This is a genomic window from Mixta mediterraneensis (assembly GCF_014946725.1).
GTDB classification, from domain to species: domain Bacteria; phylum Pseudomonadota; class Gammaproteobacteria; order Enterobacterales; family Enterobacteriaceae; genus Pantoea; species Pantoea mediterraneensis.
The window spans coordinates 40,001-54,928 of sequence record NZ_JACFXY010000018.1 but is presented as its reverse complement, the minus strand read 5'-3'; the positions used below and the strand labels follow the sequence as shown (position 1 = coordinate 54,928).

15 protein-coding genes and 4 pseudogenes are annotated in these 14,928 nt (G+C 48.5%); 9 read left to right on the top strand and 10 right to left on the bottom strand.

Translation table 11 applies throughout. The features are described 5' to 3' along the window. Nucleotides 1–207: 207 nt before the first annotated feature. Both H2P46_RS21045 and H2P46_RS21040 read left to right on the top strand, forming a co-directional pair. Nucleotides 208–552: pseudogene (locus H2P46_RS21045) on the top strand (recombinase family protein); the annotation flags it as partial. A gap of 125 nt (nt 553–677) precedes the next feature. Continuing rightward, nucleotides 678–1,607, top strand: coding sequence for an Rpn family recombination-promoting nuclease/putative transposase (locus tag H2P46_RS21040; RefSeq protein ID WP_193406740.1), 930 nt, complete (start codon nt 678–680; stop codon nt 1,605–1,607). 500 nt (nt 1,608–2,107) lie between these two features. Here H2P46_RS21040 and H2P46_RS21035 read toward each other — a convergent pair. From H2P46_RS21035 to H2P46_RS21020, 4 genes and pseudogenes are all read right to left on the bottom strand, one after another. After that, a pseudogene (locus tag H2P46_RS21035) lies at nt 2,108–2,677 on the bottom strand (IS1 family transposase); the annotation flags it as partial. 71 nt (nt 2,678–2,748) lie between these two features. Beyond that, entirely contained in the window at nt 2,749–4,716 is a 1,968-nt protein-coding gene (locus tag H2P46_RS21030; RefSeq protein ID WP_193406739.1) for a hypothetical protein, read from the bottom strand. Between the two features lie 202 nt (nt 4,717–4,918). Beyond that, nucleotides 4,919–5,887: an IS5 family transposase gene (locus tag H2P46_RS21025; RefSeq protein WP_193403199.1), complete on the bottom strand. Its 969-nt coding sequence runs from the start codon at nt 5,885–5,887 to the stop codon at nt 4,919–4,921. Nucleotides 5,888–6,079: 192 nt separating this feature from the next. Continuing rightward, a complete protein-coding gene (locus tag H2P46_RS21020; protein ID WP_193406738.1) occupies nt 6,080–7,498 on the bottom strand; it encodes an NAD(P)/FAD-dependent oxidoreductase in 1,419 nt (472 codons plus the stop codon). A gap of 342 nt (nt 7,499–7,840) precedes the next feature. On the opposite strand from H2P46_RS21020, the gene H2P46_RS21015 reads away from it, so the two are divergent. Continuing rightward, the gene (locus H2P46_RS21015) at nt 7,841–8,167 is read left to right on the top strand and encodes a MobC family plasmid mobilization relaxosome protein (RefSeq protein ID WP_000415578.1); all 327 of its coding nucleotides are present in this window, start codon (nt 7,841–7,843) and stop codon (nt 8,165–8,167) included. Then, a pseudogene (locus tag H2P46_RS21010) lies at nt 8,157–8,825 on the top strand (relaxase/mobilization nuclease domain-containing protein); the annotation flags it as partial. The gene H2P46_RS21015 and the pseudogene H2P46_RS21010, both read left to right, overlap by 11 nt. A gap of 34 nt (nt 8,826–8,859) precedes the next feature. Here the strand turns inward: H2P46_RS21010 and istB are convergent. The 4 genes and pseudogenes from istB to H2P46_RS20990 form a co-directional block, all read right to left on the bottom strand. Further along, nucleotides 8,860–9,660: an IS21-like element helper ATPase IstB gene (gene istB / locus H2P46_RS21005; protein ID WP_193406746.1), complete on the bottom strand. Its 801-nt coding sequence runs from the start codon at nt 9,658–9,660 to the stop codon at nt 8,860–8,862. Further along, a pseudogene (locus H2P46_RS21000) lies at nt 9,660–10,076 on the bottom strand (Mu transposase domain-containing protein); the annotation flags it as partial. The gene istB and the pseudogene H2P46_RS21000, both read right to left, overlap by 1 nt. Before the next feature lie 120 nt (nt 10,077–10,196). After that, nucleotides 10,197–10,631 (bottom strand): regulatory protein RecX, encoded by a 435-nt coding sequence (locus H2P46_RS20995; protein ID WP_193406737.1) that lies wholly within the window; start codon nt 10,629–10,631, stop codon nt 10,197–10,199. Then, the gene (locus H2P46_RS20990) at nt 10,628–11,656 is read right to left on the bottom strand and encodes a DUF6880 family protein (RefSeq protein WP_193406736.1); all 1,029 of its coding nucleotides are present in this window, start codon (nt 11,654–11,656) and stop codon (nt 10,628–10,630) included. The genes H2P46_RS20995 and H2P46_RS20990 overlap by 4 nt, the downstream gene beginning before the upstream one ends. Here H2P46_RS20990 and H2P46_RS20985 point away from each other — a divergent pair. The 5 genes from H2P46_RS20985 (at nt 11,626) to H2P46_RS20970 (ending at nt 13,589) form a co-directional block, all read left to right on the top strand. Continuing rightward, complete coding sequence (locus H2P46_RS20985; RefSeq protein WP_338103669.1) at nt 11,626–11,802, top strand: MbeD/MobD family mobilization/exclusion family protein; 177 nt, start codon at nt 11,626–11,628, stop codon at nt 11,800–11,802. The genes H2P46_RS20990 and H2P46_RS20985 overlap by 31 nt on opposite strands. After that, nucleotides 11,718–11,897: a hypothetical protein gene (locus tag H2P46_RS23355; protein ID WP_338103671.1), complete on the top strand. Its 180-nt coding sequence runs from the start codon at nt 11,718–11,720 to the stop codon at nt 11,895–11,897. The genes H2P46_RS20985 and H2P46_RS23355 overlap by 85 nt, the downstream gene beginning before the upstream one ends. A gap of 60 nt (nt 11,898–11,957) precedes the next feature. Then, on the top strand, nt 11,958–12,290 hold the full coding sequence (locus H2P46_RS20980; RefSeq protein ID WP_029498755.1) for a type II toxin-antitoxin system RelE/ParE family toxin: 333 nt from the start codon (nt 11,958–11,960) through the stop codon (nt 12,288–12,290). A 1-nt stretch (nt 12,291) separates the two neighbouring features. Then, on the top strand, nt 12,292–12,576 hold the full coding sequence (gene nadS, locus H2P46_RS20975; protein ID WP_001697687.1) for a NadS family protein: 285 nt from the start codon (nt 12,292–12,294) through the stop codon (nt 12,574–12,576). Nucleotides 12,577–12,767: 191 nt separating this feature from the next. Further along, nucleotides 12,768–13,589, top strand: a complete 822-nt coding sequence (locus H2P46_RS20970; RefSeq protein ID WP_193406735.1) for a replication initiation protein — start codon at nt 12,768–12,770, stop codon at nt 13,587–13,589. Between the two features lie 40 nt (nt 13,590–13,629). Here the strand turns inward: H2P46_RS20970 and H2P46_RS20965 are convergent, their stop codons facing one another. Both H2P46_RS20965 and H2P46_RS20960 read right to left on the bottom strand, forming a co-directional pair. Further along, on the bottom strand, nt 13,630–14,598 hold the full coding sequence (locus H2P46_RS20965; RefSeq protein WP_193403199.1) for an IS5 family transposase: 969 nt from the start codon (nt 14,596–14,598) through the stop codon (nt 13,630–13,632). A gap of 101 nt (nt 14,599–14,699) precedes the next feature. Further along, the gene (locus H2P46_RS20960; RefSeq protein WP_193405559.1) at nt 14,700–14,891 is read right to left on the bottom strand and encodes a recombinase family protein; all 192 of its coding nucleotides are present in this window, start codon (nt 14,889–14,891) and stop codon (nt 14,700–14,702) included. Nucleotides 14,892–14,928 lie beyond the last annotated feature (37 nt).

Below are 14,928 nucleotides of genomic sequence, written 5' to 3'. Positions count from 1 at the left end.
GTGTAAAACACTAATCTCCACTCTGGTCTCCAATGTCATCATTGGCAGTGCCTTAAAACTGCCATTTTTACCCTAGGTGGGTCAGATTTACATCGGCAGGTGGGCCAGTTTTACATCGGTAGCGACAGAGTACACCCTATTGCTACAGGTAAGCCTGTTCAAAAAACAGGCTTACCGTACAATAATTCTCTATATCCAAACTGACCCCTGGAGCAACTGGCAGCGTCCGGTATACGCGTGCACTGCCTCGCACTGGGCGGCGTGGACCTCACCAGTGCGGCAGGAAAGATGACCATGCAGGTTATTTCGGCGGTGGCTGAGTTTGAGAAGGACCTGCTTATTGAGCGCACACATTCAGGCCTGGCAAGGGCACGGGCGGCAGGAAAACGTTTTGGCCGTCCTCCGGCGCTGAGTCAGGAGCAGCGACAGACCGCACTTGAACACCTGAAAGCAGGTAACAGCGTCAGCGCGGTGGCAAGGGAATTCAATACGTCCCGGCAGACCATTATGCGGCTGCGTGATCACGCAGTGAGGCCAGGAACGAAAAAATAGCAGGGAAGAGGGGCCGGTTTCTCCCGCAGCTGTCCCCTGAGGGAGTGGCAGGTCCGTTCACCCTCAGTACTGGCGGCTCTCTGCCTGTGGTATCATTCGACGGTTATTTTTCAGAGCCAGGGCTGATGAAGAAGAAAAGCACCACACCCACACCTCACGATGCCACGTTCCGGCAGTTTCTGACGCAACCGGATATTGCCCGGGACTTCATGGAAATCCACCTGCCCGCAGAGCTGCGCGCACTCTGCGACCTCAGTACGCTGAAGCTGGAATCCGGCTCCTTCGTCGAGGATGACCTCCGCCAGTATTTCAGCGACGTGCTTTACAGCCTGAAAACCACCGCCGGCGAGGGATATATTCATGTTCTGGTCGAGCACCAGTCAACGCCGGACAAACATATGGCTTTCCGCCTGGTGCGCTATGCCGTGGCCGCCATGCAGCGGCACCTGGAAGCGGGGTATAAAAAGTTGCCACTGGTGATACCGGTGCTGTTCTATACGGGCAAACGCAGCCCGTATCCGTACTCCACCCGGTGGCTGGATGAGTTTGACGACCCGGAGCTGGCAGGCAGGCTCTACAGCCAGGCTTTCCCGCTGGTTGACGTTACCGTCATTCCGGATGATGAAATCGCCGGCCATCGCAGCATGGCCGCACTAACTTTGCTGCAAAAGCATATTCACCAGCGTGACCTGGCAGAACTGGTTGACCGGCTGGCGCCCATCTTGCTGGCCGGATATCTGTCTTCATCGCAGGTCATATCGCTGGTACACTATATAGTGCAGGCAGGCGAAACATCCGACGCCGAAGCCTTTGTACGCGAACTGGCACAGCGTGTGCCGCAACACGGAGACGCACTTATGACCATCGCACAACAGCTCGAACAGAAGGGTATTGAGAAGGGTATTGAGAAGGGCATCCAACTGGGTGAACAGCGTGGTATTGAAAAAGGCAAACTTGAAGTTGCCCGTACCATGCTGCAGAACGGCATTGACCGCAATACCGTCATGAAAATGACCGGTCTGATGGAAGACGACCTAGCGCGGATCCGCCACTAATCATTCTTTCCTGACACTCCCTGTCAGGCTCTGCTTGCCATATCTTACTTAAGCGGCTGGGGAGAAATTTACCAGTCCAGATTTTTATGACGTCGTTCCCGCCTTTTAGGGAAGGGGAAGAAAATTTATGTATATCGCCCCGAAGTCATCGTTATTGAACTGGAGAATAATAATTCAATTTTTTTAAAGTGTTCTTTGTTATGCTAATAATAAAATCAAGGGGGCCTTTTTGAAAGATAACTTCATCATTCTGGAAATACAATGTCCCACTACTGAGTGAGGTAAGACTGTTTAACTTATCTTTATCATTTGTAATGATAGCATTATTATGTATACATGCATTCCTTAACTTGGCAAGTTGGTTTAATAATTTCATATTTTCGGAATGAACCATTCTGAAGATTTTTTTAGAATAATGTTGCACCTTTCAATTCCAGTATCGTTTATATCTTTATAGCTCAATGGAAATTTCATCGCATCCATTTTGGTGATGACTCCAATTAGTAGAACATGTATTTTTCGATAAAAGCTCCGATTACTTTCTCATGTAATTCTACGGAACGTGAGAAGCAGATGGTTTTACGGGCCAGCCTTTTGATTCGGGGCCTCAGCGTCAGGTTGTTTCGCTCAATGCGCTGAGTAAAAATCTTGCCGGTCAGATGTTTGTCTTTCGGCACTTTTCTGGCATAACTGCCCCACTCGTCGTTGGTAATCATGCCGATGCTAAAGGGCTTGAGAAGGGCCAGTAATTCACGGCAGGTTTCATCGGTACGTGGCCCAAAGGTGTAGGCCAGTACGCCCCCGTTTCGTGTTGTACGCGTACCAGGGCCAGTGCTGACGGGCCTTGTTGCCGACAAAGCTCCATTGTTCATCGAGTTCACAGATAAGCGCTACATCAGAACGAGCCACCGGAGATGACGTTATTCGTCGTGGTGAGAGTTTTTTAAAGTCCGGATGACGGTGTTGATACCAGCTTTCAGTGTCCTGGCTGTATCGCGAACCCCGGCCCCACTGAAAGCCACTTCGGTGATCTGTTCTTTAACTCCCGGCTTACGCGCCTCGTATGAGTAATGTTGAAACAACCATAAAGAGCAGTTTCACCAATCATCTAAAAGTTCTATTTATTTTAAATAATTCCTATTTAGATATAATACATCCAAATGCCTTTCTCGAGATTTTTAATTTTATTTCTGAATTCTTCATCATGATTTGAACCTAAGTATTTTACTTTTTCCAGAGTCACATCTTCGTGGTAGATATGTGCTTCATCTAAAAATACAGCGCCATTTGTTTCATATCCCCAGTCAATATCATCTCCTTTTTTAGAAGAAACCTCCAAAAACCTTTTCACTCCCTCCTTATTTATTTTAATATTTTCATTAATAGAAACCCCCCTGATGTCATCAGAGGTTATTTCGTATATATGATAAAGTTCACCTTGGCGACTTATATATCTAAGCGCCCCTTCAAGACTCTCAGAAACAATAAGAGCATGACCATCATCTCGCATTTTATTAATTGCACCAAAATCTTCTGAACTTCGAAAACCCCCATTATCGTTCAATTCGTTCGGACTTGTTCTATCAGCACGATAAAGTTTGCCAGGGAAACCCTTTTGTCCCAGTAACCCCAGAGAATTTACGCTATCACTTATGATGCAGGGAGAGCGTTTAATCCTATGAAGATTAATTTCACAGACTGAATTTTCATATGAATAAGTTTTTTTATATCTATTTATTTCTTTTTTAACTAATTTATAAGGGATTAGTCTATTTTTATTTTTAGACAAAATATAACTTTTTCCGAACACCCTTCCTGAATCAGGCTCAACGCGCTTGTAAATATCCCACCCGTTTTTTTTATGCGTAAGAGTTACAGGGCATAAGCCTTTATTGCCAGAAAGAATAGCTAAAGTCGATATGCCTCTTACTCTGAACCATTTGTTATCTGTCGGTGAGTAAGATACTTCTCTATGTCTGCCATTGTAATTCGCCATTATTTTATCATTCTTATATGTAACCTCTCGATTAATCCCATTTATTATAACGGAAAGTTTTTTATTTTTAAAACTTACACCCTCCGGAATTTTCAGTTGCTCTGTAATGAATTTTCCTTTCTTATCTCTTGGGGATGTTTTTACAATCATTCTACCCAAAGCAAGAATTTGTTCATTTACTTCAGATAACTCACCCATATTTATCTGTTTTTTATCAATGCTGTCAGCTATCATTATTAATAATGGACCACTCAACCCTTGTAAAATTATTAATGGCTGACTACCAGGAAGCAATCCGCTAATCTCAGATATTGTTTTATCTACAAAAGAAGTTAGGGATACAAGTTTATTTACTTCTTCCGGAGTTGGGCATCTATTATAATTATTAACATAATGAATCACTTGTGATTCTTTTGCCAGTTCACTTATCGGATTTTTGAAGGTTTTACCAATCTGTCTGAATATGTCTGTTATAGATAAATTACTTCGTTCCTCAATGCACGAAAAATCCATTTTTTCTATTTTAACATCATCACGAACAGGGGGAAGTGTAGTGGTTTCCTTTTGCTTTTGAAATACAGGATGTCTTGGAAAACGGCCGACACCTGTGTATTTCCTGTCCTGTCCTCCTCTCATTGGTGCTGCATCTGCCACTGGAAATTTCAGCGGGTCATGCCGGGATATAAATTTCCCGGTTTCATACATTGCATTTACTATCGGGATCATAAGGGAGCTGAGGCCAGTGTTATTGTTATCTGGATAAACTGTCTTTCCGTCAACCGAAGGTGATAAATCTCTGACAGACACGAATGCAGGGATGTCAGATATTGCTGAAGCCGGATTATGAGAAAGTCTGACCTGACTCAGCATTATTAACAGTGGGGCGACCATACCCCGCAGCGGAACTGTGTTCTGATACGATGTTTTTTCCAGTTTTATTTGAGAATTGACTACCCGATTAATAGCACTTCCGAAGCGACGCATTTCATAGGGGGTGACTGAACTGTTTTGGCTTATGTCCTGCGTCTGTGAGTAATTTTCCCTAATATTGTCGTAACGCTTATTCTGGTATAGGCCGCTGGAAAATCTGTGTTGTAAAGCTGATACTGGCATTATCAGATATCCTTTTAATATAAGAGGATATTATTGAATAATTTTCTCCCACCTGGCTACCAAAAAATGATTATTCTGGTTTTACGGTTGTCTTATGCAGGTACTGGCGGCCAGCTGATGTCACTCTGAAAATTTCGGCCTTTGAATGGCTTTGTTGAATAAATCAGCTTCAGGACGAGTGACTCTGTAGCTGACCGGGTTTTCAGGCAATACGCACGCTTTCTGGCATACCAGCCTTCGTTATTTTATTCAGCGCACGCACCATGCCCAAAGCCTCTGCTACCTGACCATCGTAATCACGCAGCGTCAGTGAACCTCCGAACAGTTGCTTTACCCTGTACATGGCCGTCTCCGCTATCGAGCGACGGTTGTAATCTGTTGTCCATTTCCACCGGGCATTACTCCCGGTCAGCCGCTGATTCGCTACTGCACGGTTACGGTCTGCGTACTCTACGGGCCAGTAACCCGCTCCTTTTCGGGGCGGGATGAGGGCACTGATTTTCTTGCGCCGCAGTTCATCGTGACAGAGTCGGGTGTCGTAAGCGCCGTCTGCTGCGGCTGCCCTGATTTTTCTGTGTGTCTGCCGGATAAGACCCGGGAAAGCTTCTGAGTCCGTGACGTTGTTCAGAGACAGGTCCGCGCAGATGACTTCATGTGTTCTGCTGTCAACGGCCAGATGCAGCTTCCGCCAGGTACGACGGCGCTCTTTGCCGTGATTTTTGACTTTCCATTCGCCTTCACCAAAAACCTTCAGCCCGGTGGAATCAATCACCAGGTGTGCGATTTCACCCCGGGTGGGTGTTTTGAAACAGACATTAACCGACTTTGCCCGCTTGCTGACACTGCTGTAATCCGGGCAGCGCAACGGAACGTTCATCAGGGCAAAAATGGAATCAATAAAACCCTGCGCAGCCCGCAGGGTCAGCCGGAACAGGCGTTTAATCATCAGGACGGTGGTGATGGCAAGGTCAGAATAGCGCTGAGGTCTTCCCCGTGATGAAGGCGTTGCCGACTCATACCAGGCATGAGTCGCTTCATCGTCCAGCCAGAAAGTGAGGGAGCCACGGTTGATGAGGGCTTTGTTGTAGGTGGGCCAGTTGGTGATTTTGAACTTTTGCTTTGCCACGGAACGGTCTGTGTTGTCGGGAGGATGCGTGATCTGATCCTTCAACTCAGCAAAAGTTCGATTTATTCAACAAAGCCGGTAGAAAAAGTAGTGGCGGTGGAAGACCAAAAGGAAGCGTTATTTTTTCTTCTTTTGAGTCATTAAAACCGTGGGTTGATGTTGGGGTTAGTCGTTCGACATGGTACAGAAGAATAAAACAGCGAAATATTTAATTATTAGCGCTGTTTTATTTTGAATTTAGAATCTATCTATTCTAAATGCTTTGGGATCAATGATAGGCTTCTCCCCTAGTATTAGGGATGATGCAATTGACGCGGATACAGGACTTTCAGTCATTCCCCAACTTGTTGCTGTATTCACGACCAGTCCTGGGAATTTATCTATTAGTGATATTATTGGTGACTCATCTGGAGCTACAGCCATTGCACCACTCCATCTGTCTATGATGCTAGAATTTTTGAATGCAGGAAATTCCTCTTTTAGTTTAACAAGCGAAGACTCCAAATCGACTACATCAGCAACGGCGACCATATCTCTATTACTTTCAAATGGTGAAGGCTCATCTAGTTTCCAGTGTGTGTTTTGTGTGAAGGAGTTAAGTAATTGCTCATTAATCGAAATATGAATTGCTGCATCAGGAGATGATAACAAAGGGAGATATTGATAACCATATATAAAGGAATCTTTAACTATAGGAATTACTTCAATTCTTGGTGATGTTGCATAAGAACCATCAGCTTGCTCTCTAAAGAAAATGTTCCCAGGTAACGCAACGTTAGCTCCTGGAAGTCCTTGTCCGCCAGTTATTAATTGTTGAGATTGATATGCAGGTAAAGTTTTCAAATCAACATTCAGATTTTGCATGAATAGTCTAGACCACGCGCCACCACAAAGTATAGCTCTTGATGTTTTTATTGAACCTCTTTCAAAAACAACATCGGATACAACACCTCCATGGGTTTCTATCCCTCTTGCTGCACACTGGGTATATATTTTTATGCCTATTTTTTTTGCATATTCTGCCATTCTAAACGTTGCTATTTCAGGGTCTAGGCTCCCAGAATCCTCCTCGAACCCTGCGATCTTCCAGTCTGATTTTGCACCCTTTAGTCTGGATTTAAGCTCTTCGCCATGGATTATTCTTGTGTTTAAAGGAGTTTCTATTTCAACTTCATTTTTCTTTGTGTTGATCCATTTTTTTACATTTTCTAAATCTTCATCATCAAACGGTACTTCGACCCTTCCTTGAGTTCTGTAGCTAGTATCCATTCCTATCTTTTCATTCATTCCTCTCCAGTGTTTTTTTCCTAAATGGTGGAGCATAAATGTCTCTCCTTCCATCTTATATGTTATTAACTGGCCATAGAAGCGAGATGACTGCTCACCTGCTATATTACCTTTTTCTAAAATAACGACAGACAATCCTTTTTCTGCAAGATTTATTGCTGTCATTATTCCAAGAATACCCGCACCAACAACTACAGCATCTGCGCTTTTGGGGATATCACCCTCTGTACCTTTGACAAAGCCATACCGGGGTTTCCCAGGTACGAGACTACCTTCCCTCTTAAACATTGGAGTTAATACTCCAGCACCTACAGCTATAATACCCAAAGAAACCCCACCTGTTATGAACTTTCTTCTGCTTATACTCATAAATGCATTCCCTTGTATGTTAATGTGAATTTAAAAATAGATTAATGATGTGTTTTTAAATTGTAACTAACGGCGCGTGGTTTTTCTATGCATTCTGGCTAGTTTTAGCGTGAGACAGAAAACAAGCCTATATCAGATAACAGCCCTGCATTAGCGGGGGGTTGGGTTTTGCAGCCAGCACTGAATACCCTACACTGTACATTATCTTAAGCCAGTACACACAGCGTCCCCTCTATAGAGGTGCCTCCGTGACTGGTTCAGGGGGCTAGCCGCCCCCCGAAACCCCTGGCATCCACTGCGAAAAATTCTCACGGTGGTGCTAATTTTTTCTCAGCGGAGCCTATGGAAAAGCGAACGAAAGAGATCAAAATCCGGCTCACTGAAACCGAGCATCAGCGACTGCTTGATCGCTGTGACCGGACTCACCTTGCCGAGTGGCTGCGTCAGCTCGGTCTGGGTGAACACACCTCACGTAAGCGCCGTGTGCCTGACGTGGCGCCCGAACTGCTTCGACAGGTCAGCGGGATTGGCAACAACCTGAACCAGATTGCCCGCCGCCTGAACCAGACTGATTCCCTGACGCCTTCTGAACGTGCCTCGCTGCTCGTCGTACTGACCAGCCTTGACCGTCAGCTTGGCGACCTGCTGGAGCAGAACCGTGATCGTTAAAATTCACTCACGCGGTGCAGGGTCCGGCAGTGGTCCTGTGGATTACCTGCTTGGAAAAGACCGGCAGCGCGAACAGGCCAGCGTACTGCGTGGTAATCCTGAGCACGTCCGCGAGCTGATAGACGGTTGCGACTTTGCCCGCGCCTATACCTCCGGCGTGCTGTCATTTCAGGAGCCGGACATTGCAGATGCCGAGAAATCACGCCTGATGGACGAATGGGAGCACACGCTGCTGACCGGCCTCGACCGTGACCAGTACGTCTGCCTGTGGGTGGAGCACCGCGACAAGGGACGGCTTGAGCTGAATTTTGTCATCCCGAACATCGAATTACAGAGCGGCAAGCGCCTGCAACCCTACTTTGACCGCGCCGACCGCCCCCGCGTCAATGCCTGGCAGACTTTGACCAACGACCGGCTGGGGCTGCGCGATCCGAACGATCCGATTTACCGCCGCCCGCTGACGCAGGCCAGCGATCTGCCCCGCGACAAACAGCAGGCGGCAGAGAAAATCACCGCCGGCCTGATGAACCTGATGCAGCAGGGCGTGATCCGCAGCCGGCAGGACGTAGTGACGCAGCTGGAAAGCTACGGCCTGACCGTGGCGCGGGAAACGAAAAGCAGCATCAGTATTGCCGATCTGTCAACGCCACGATCTTTGACCGTTTTTCACCATTTTTAATGTCCGCTATTCATCAACCAGGTTGACCGCTTTTCTCCAGCGATACCTCGTTGCTTTCTGGCGCCAGATTCTTGCTCAGTACGCCTGCCTTCCGTTTCTCTCTTAGCCGGTAGCTCTCCCCCTTGATATTCAGCGTCGTTGAGTGATGCAGCAACCTGTCCAGGATCGCCGTTGCCAGCACGTTGTCGCCGAACATTTCTCCCCAGTCCGCGAACCCCTTGTTCGACGTCAGGATGATGCTGGCCTTCTCGTAACGCCGATTCAGCAGCCTGAAGAACAGGCTTGCCTCCTCACGGTTCATCGGCAGGTAGCCGATTTCATCGAGGATCAGCACGCGCGCATAACTCAGCTGCTGCAGCTGGCGCTCCAGACGGTTTTCCTGGCGCGCCTTCATCAGCGTCGCTATCAGCCTGTCCAGCGGCATGAACAGCACCCGATGCCCTGCATCCGCCGCTTTCACGCCCAGCGCCACCGCCAGATGCGTTTTGCCCACGCCCGGTGGACCCAGCAGGATCACGTTTTCACTTCGTTCTACGAACGCCAGGCCGGCAAGCTCTCTCACCACCTTACGGTCGATGCCCGGCTGGAAGCTGAAGTCGAACTGCTCCAGCGTTTTCACCCAGGGGAGCCGGGCTTGCCTCAGCCGAGACTCCATGCCGCGTTGATGGCGCCCGCTCCATTCCTGTTGCAGCGCTCGGCATAGGAACTCGCGGTAGTTGAGTTCTTCCTTCGCCGCCTGCTCCAGCAGGTTTTCCACCTGGTACCCCAGATGCTCCATTTTTAGGCGGCCCAGCAGCGTCACCAGTTCATGCATCACAGCAGCTCCTCATAAGCACTCAGCGGACGGTGTTCTACCATGCTCACCTGTTGCCACAGTGATGCATGGTGCTCCGGAACGGTCTGCCACCCGGTACCACGGTTGTTCAGGCGATGAGTGGCCACAAGCTGCTCATTGCCGTAGATCCTCAACTCATCATCCAGCGTGATCCGGATTGAGACCGGGCGGCCACACCAGGCCTCCGGCACGGAGTAACGATTACCCCGCACCTCGATATAGCCGTCCCAGGCCACATGACGGATGTCGAAGTAGCTGGTATCGAAGTCCGTTGCCGGCAACGCCTGCAGGTGCCCTTTTTCTTCCTCGAAGCGGGTCGCCGGCGTTTGCCGGAACTGGCGAAGCTCACGCTGATCCGCGACCTCGGCAAGCCATTGCTCCAGCAACTGGTTAAGGGTGACCGCAAGGATTCGTTAATTTTTGGCAATAAGCCTAAAGGTTATATTAAAAATAGTGGTTATAACGCTTTAATGACCATTCCGTTTGCTCCGCCCGTAGAGCGAGGGCAAAAATGATTAACTCAATGCTTCAAATATCGTATCCATCGTATATCCCTTGTACTGAAGATGCCTGATTTGTTTATTTTTTTCCTTCGGTTCGGTAGGTAAAGCGTCACCAAACTTTCTGACCCGGGCTTCTTTTGCCAGCTCATACCAGTCAACGTCGCTCTGCTCTATTTCCTGTTCTATCAGCGCAGGCGGAAACCCTTTTTGCCGGAGCTCTTGTTTTATTCGTGTGGGACCGTGAAATTTTTTGATCTGTTTATCAATAAGATAGTTAATTGACTGGATATCATTGAGGTAATGGTTCTCTGTCAGACGACGTAAAACGTGCTCTACATCATCCATTTTTTCTGTGACTCTGGCCAACTGCCGGTGCATATCACCAGATGAATAATTCTTTTTTGCCAACATAGATATCGCATAATCATACAATTCCTGTTCAGTCATGCCTGACTCCTTTCGTAGCGGATCCCGTCTTTTCCCACGGATAATCCCTGAATTTTCTCTGCCATCACCGACCAGAGTGCGGTTTTACGCTTGTGTTTTTCGTAAAGGGTTCTGAAGTAAGTTTCTGTTCCCGGGAGCTGCGGACTCTCTTCCAGATCTTCGCTGTAATCGATGGCTTTTTTCATGTCTGATGCGGCATAGCTGTAATATTTGCTTTTTGCCTGGTGAATCGCATCTTCCACCAGAATACGACGTAACCGCGTGGCTGTAATGGCATAGCCGTGTTTATACAATGTGCTGGATAATGTTCGGATAAATGAGTTTGTCAGATAGGCAAGAGAACTGATGAGTTCTTCTTTAGGAGTGGCTGTAATACAATTGTCGATTAAATCAAATCGTGCTATATCTGAGGCGAAACATATATAGGGGTCTAACCCTTTTTCTTTTGCAATGTTCAGGAATGACTGAACGTTATCGTTTCCTTTCCCACAGGCTTTTGTATACAACCGATAGAAACGGGTATCACATCGAAAAGAAAAGGCTGCCATAGATTTCTCCATTGCCTCATCACTTTTTCCGTCTTCAATAAGAGCAGTAATAAATAACTCATCCCATGTGGTCTTGTCTGAGTATTTTTTATCACCTTGCTTATCCATATATAATAACAGCTCAATGGCTTCTCCGGGACGAATTTCATCCATGAGCAGCCTTGCATAATCAAAATAATGCTCAGGTCGACAGAACTCTCCTTTTTTTAAGGATTCTGACAAGGAATCGATATCCCTTATTAGTATGCTGATATCTAATGCTTCCCGGTGGCGTTTTTTTTGATAATACATATCCCGGACTGCGCGTAATACATCCGAACCAAGTAAAGCGCGATACGTTCTGAAAATTCCAGATCCAAAATAAATTTCGTTGGCAACAAAATCAAATATCTTTTTTGCAATGAATACGGGGTCACTGTTTTTTTGTGCGGCCAGTGATTTCATCCATGCATCCAGCACAACGGAGTAGTAGTCCATCCAGCTTCCACTGGGCCATGTTCGAGACTACTTCACAGGCGCTGACGCACAGCGACCGGGTGTGTCAGCACTTGAGCAGTCAGGTAGAGAGCTTGCGCGCGCAGGTCGAGAGCTTGAGCAGGAACGTCAGCCGCTTGATGCGTTGATCAGGCAGCACGACCGCGCCCGTGCGGAGAAGCTGCGTGAGCAGCAGCCGGAGCCGCAGAAAAAGCCGACCCGCTACTATGGCCCCTCGATGTGACCGCTTTTCCGAAATCAGAATTAAGTGTACTATGTACTCCATTGAAAACAGGAGACAGCCGTGAGTCACGCGATTGAGTTTATCGAGACCCCGATGTTTACCCGTCAGATAAAACAGATCGCCACGGATGAAGAGCTCAGGGAACTGCAAAAGACGCTGATTGAGTCGCCGGACAAAGGCGATCTCATCCAGAAAACCGGCGGGCTGCGAAAAGTCAGGATGGCGACGGGCAACCAGGGAAAAAGCGGCAGTGCGAGGGTGATTTATTTTCTGGCCACCGCCGAGGTGATTTATCTGGTGATGGCCTACCCGAAAAGCACCAAAGACAGCCTGACGGACGCGGAGAAAGCAGCGCTGAAGACGCTGACCCAACAACTGAAAGACGAGGTGTGACATGAGTTTTTTTGACGAGCTGAAAGCATCGCTGGAAGAAGCCGTTGAAATCAAAAACGGCGTCAGAGAGCCTGCCCGCGTCACCCGTTACGAGCTGGCAGACGTGAAGGCCATCAGGGCACAGCTGAACGTTTCACAGAGCGAGATGGCGAAAGTGCTGGGAACCAGCCTCGACACCATCAAGAGCTGGGAAACCGGACGCCGTAACCCGACCGGACTGGCGGCGAAGGTGCTGGCAACCATCCAGGCGAACCCGAAATTCTTCCAGGAGCTGGCGGCGCACTAAGCCGTTGTGACAGAAGGATTCGACAGGCGAGGCCGTTCGCGTGTAATTTAACGGCAACAGAAAAAACAAAGCCCCGGTAATCATGTCATATCTTGGCGGATCGCATGATAACCAGGGCTAGGTCGAAACCTTGAAAGGATATTAGCACATGCACCGTGCCAGACAACAGCCCGCCATAAGCGCAGGGCGCATTGCATAACGCCGCACTCGCACTCTTCAACGAACGCTTACCGCACAAGCCGTACTTTTCGGACGATCTGCACTTTGGTGTACGCATTGCCGGTAAGGAACGCGCCATTCTGGCGAAATACATTCAGTTCAATCAGCCTCACGCCATGTTCTGGCTGGGATTCGACGTCGATCGCGCCGGTGCCGCCATCGACTGGAGCGACCGCAACGCCCCCGCACCCACGCTGACCATTACCAACCCCGACAACGGACACGCGCATCTGCTGTACGCCCTCAAAACCTCTATTCGCACCGCACCGGACGGAAAAATGAAGCCGCTTCGCTACGCCGCTGCCGTGGAGAACGCGCTACGTAAAAAATTAGAGGCTGACGCGGGGTATTCGGGGCTAATCTGCAAAAACCCGAACCACGGCCACTGGAAAGTTGCCGTATGGCAGCCGGAACTCTACACGCTGGACTGGTTGGCTGATTTTCTTGATTTGAACGCCGCGAACGACAAAGAAATCGTCGCCGATTACGGCTTAGGCCGTAACTGCACCCTGTTCGACAAAACCCGCAAATGGGCATACCGAGCCATCCGACAGGGCTGGCCTGAGTATGAGCAGTGGCTACAAGCCTGCTACGAACGAGCCAGTGCCTACAACCTGCAATTAGCAGCTCCTCTTGATGAAAATGAGGTGAGTGGGATAGCAAAAAGCATTGCGAAATGGACTTTTAGTAAATTCACTAGCGATAGCTTTAATGAATATGTTGAAAAAACGCACTCGAAAGATATTCAGTCTATTCGAGGAGGCATTGGTGGTAGAAAAGGCTTTGTTGAATAAATCAGCTTCAGGACGAGTGACTCTGTAGCTGACCGGGTTTTCAGGCAATACGCACGCTTTCTGGCATACCAGCCTTCGTTATTTTATTCAGCGCACGCACCATGCCCAAAGCCTCTGCTACCTGACCATCGTAATCACGCAGCGTCAGTGAACCTCCGAACAGTTGCTTTACCCTGTACATGGCCGTCTCCGCTATCGAGCGACGGTTGTAATCTGTTGTCCATTTCCACCGGGCATTACTCCCGGTCAGCCGCTGATTCGCTACTGCACGGTTACGGTCTGCGTACTCTACGGGCCAGTAACCCGCTCCTTTTCGGGGCGGGATGAGGGCACTGATTTTCTTGCGCCGCAGTTCATCGTGACAGAGTCGGGTGTCGTAAGCGCCGTCTGCTGCGGCTGCCCTGATTTTTCTGTGTGTCTGCCGGATAAGACCCGGGAAAGCTTCTGAGTCCGTGACGTTGTTCAGAGACAGGTCCGCGCAGATGACTTCATGTGTTCTGCTGTCAACGGCCAGATGCAGCTTCCGCCAGGTACGACGGCGCTCTTTGCCGTGATTTTTGACTTTCCATTCGCCTTCACCAAAAACCTTCAGCCCGGTGGAATCAATCACCAGGTGTGCGATTTCACCCCGGGTGGGTGTTTTGAAACAGACATTAACCGACTTTGCCCGCTTGCTGACACTGCTGTAATCCGGGCAGCGCAACGGAACGTTCATCAGGGCAAAAATGGAATCAATAAAACCCTGCGCAGCCCGCAGGGTCAGCCGGAACAGGCGTTTAATCATCAGGACGGTGGTGATGGCAAGGTCAGAATAGCGCTGAGGTCTTCCCCGTGATGAAGGCGTTGCCGACTCATACCAGGCATGAGTCGCTTCATCGTCCAGCCAGAAAGTGAGGGAGCCACGGTTGATGAGGGCTTTGTTGTAGGTGGGCCAGTTGGTGATTTTGAACTTTTGCTTTGCCACGGAACGGTCTGTGTTGTCGGGAGGATGCGTGATCTGATCCTTCAACTCAGCAAAAGTTCGATTTATTCAACAAAGCCCCTCTGAGTGAAAAAATCCAGGGGGCTGGAGAGACGACAATGAACATCTATTCACCTTGTAGTGGTCAACTAATACTGGCCACCATATAATTTGTCGATAAGCGAGGTTGTCCGGCAGGAAGGTATTCCAGCCGGTTCTGTTTTTGCCCCGGATGATTTGTCTACAAAAATGGCGGCGGTGTCACAGCCAGCCTGTTGCAGGGCATCCAGCTGCAGGCTGAGATCCTGCTCTCCCGTACTGACCCGTGCATAGCGAGCCACAGTTCAATATGTCGTGGAAACAGTCAGTTACTATAGC

Bases quoted from the DNA above. Each gene is read 5' to 3' on its own strand.
- H2P46_RS20985 (WP_338103669.1), top strand. From the start codon at position 11,626: ATGCATCCAGCACAACGGAGTAGTAGTCCATCCAGCTTCCACTGGGCC.
- H2P46_RS21040 (WP_193406740.1), top strand. From the start codon at position 678: ATGAAGAAGAAAAGCACCACACCCACACCTCACGATGCCACGTTCCGG.
- H2P46_RS20995 (WP_193406737.1), bottom strand. From the start codon at position 10,631: ATGACTGAACAGGAATTGTATGATTATGCGATATCTATGTTGGCAAAA.
- H2P46_RS21030 (WP_193406739.1), bottom strand. From the start codon at position 4,716: ATGCCAGTATCAGCTTTACAACACAGATTTTCCAGCGGCCTATACCAG.
- istB (WP_193406746.1), bottom strand. From the start codon at position 9,660: ATGCATGAACTGGTGACGCTGCTGGGCCGCCTAAAAATGGAGCATCTG.
- H2P46_RS20990 (WP_193406736.1), bottom strand. From the start codon at position 11,656: ATGGACTACTACTCCGTTGTGCTGGATGCATGGATGAAATCACTGGCC.
- H2P46_RS21015 (WP_000415578.1), top strand. From the start codon at position 7,841: ATGGAAAAGCGAACGAAAGAGATCAAAATCCGGCTCACTGAAACCGAG.
- nadS (WP_001697687.1), top strand. From the start codon at position 12,292: ATGAGTTTTTTTGACGAGCTGAAAGCATCGCTGGAAGAAGCCGTTGAA.
- H2P46_RS21020 (WP_193406738.1), bottom strand. From the start codon at position 7,498: ATGAGTATAAGCAGAAGAAAGTTCATAACAGGTGGGGTTTCTTTGGGT.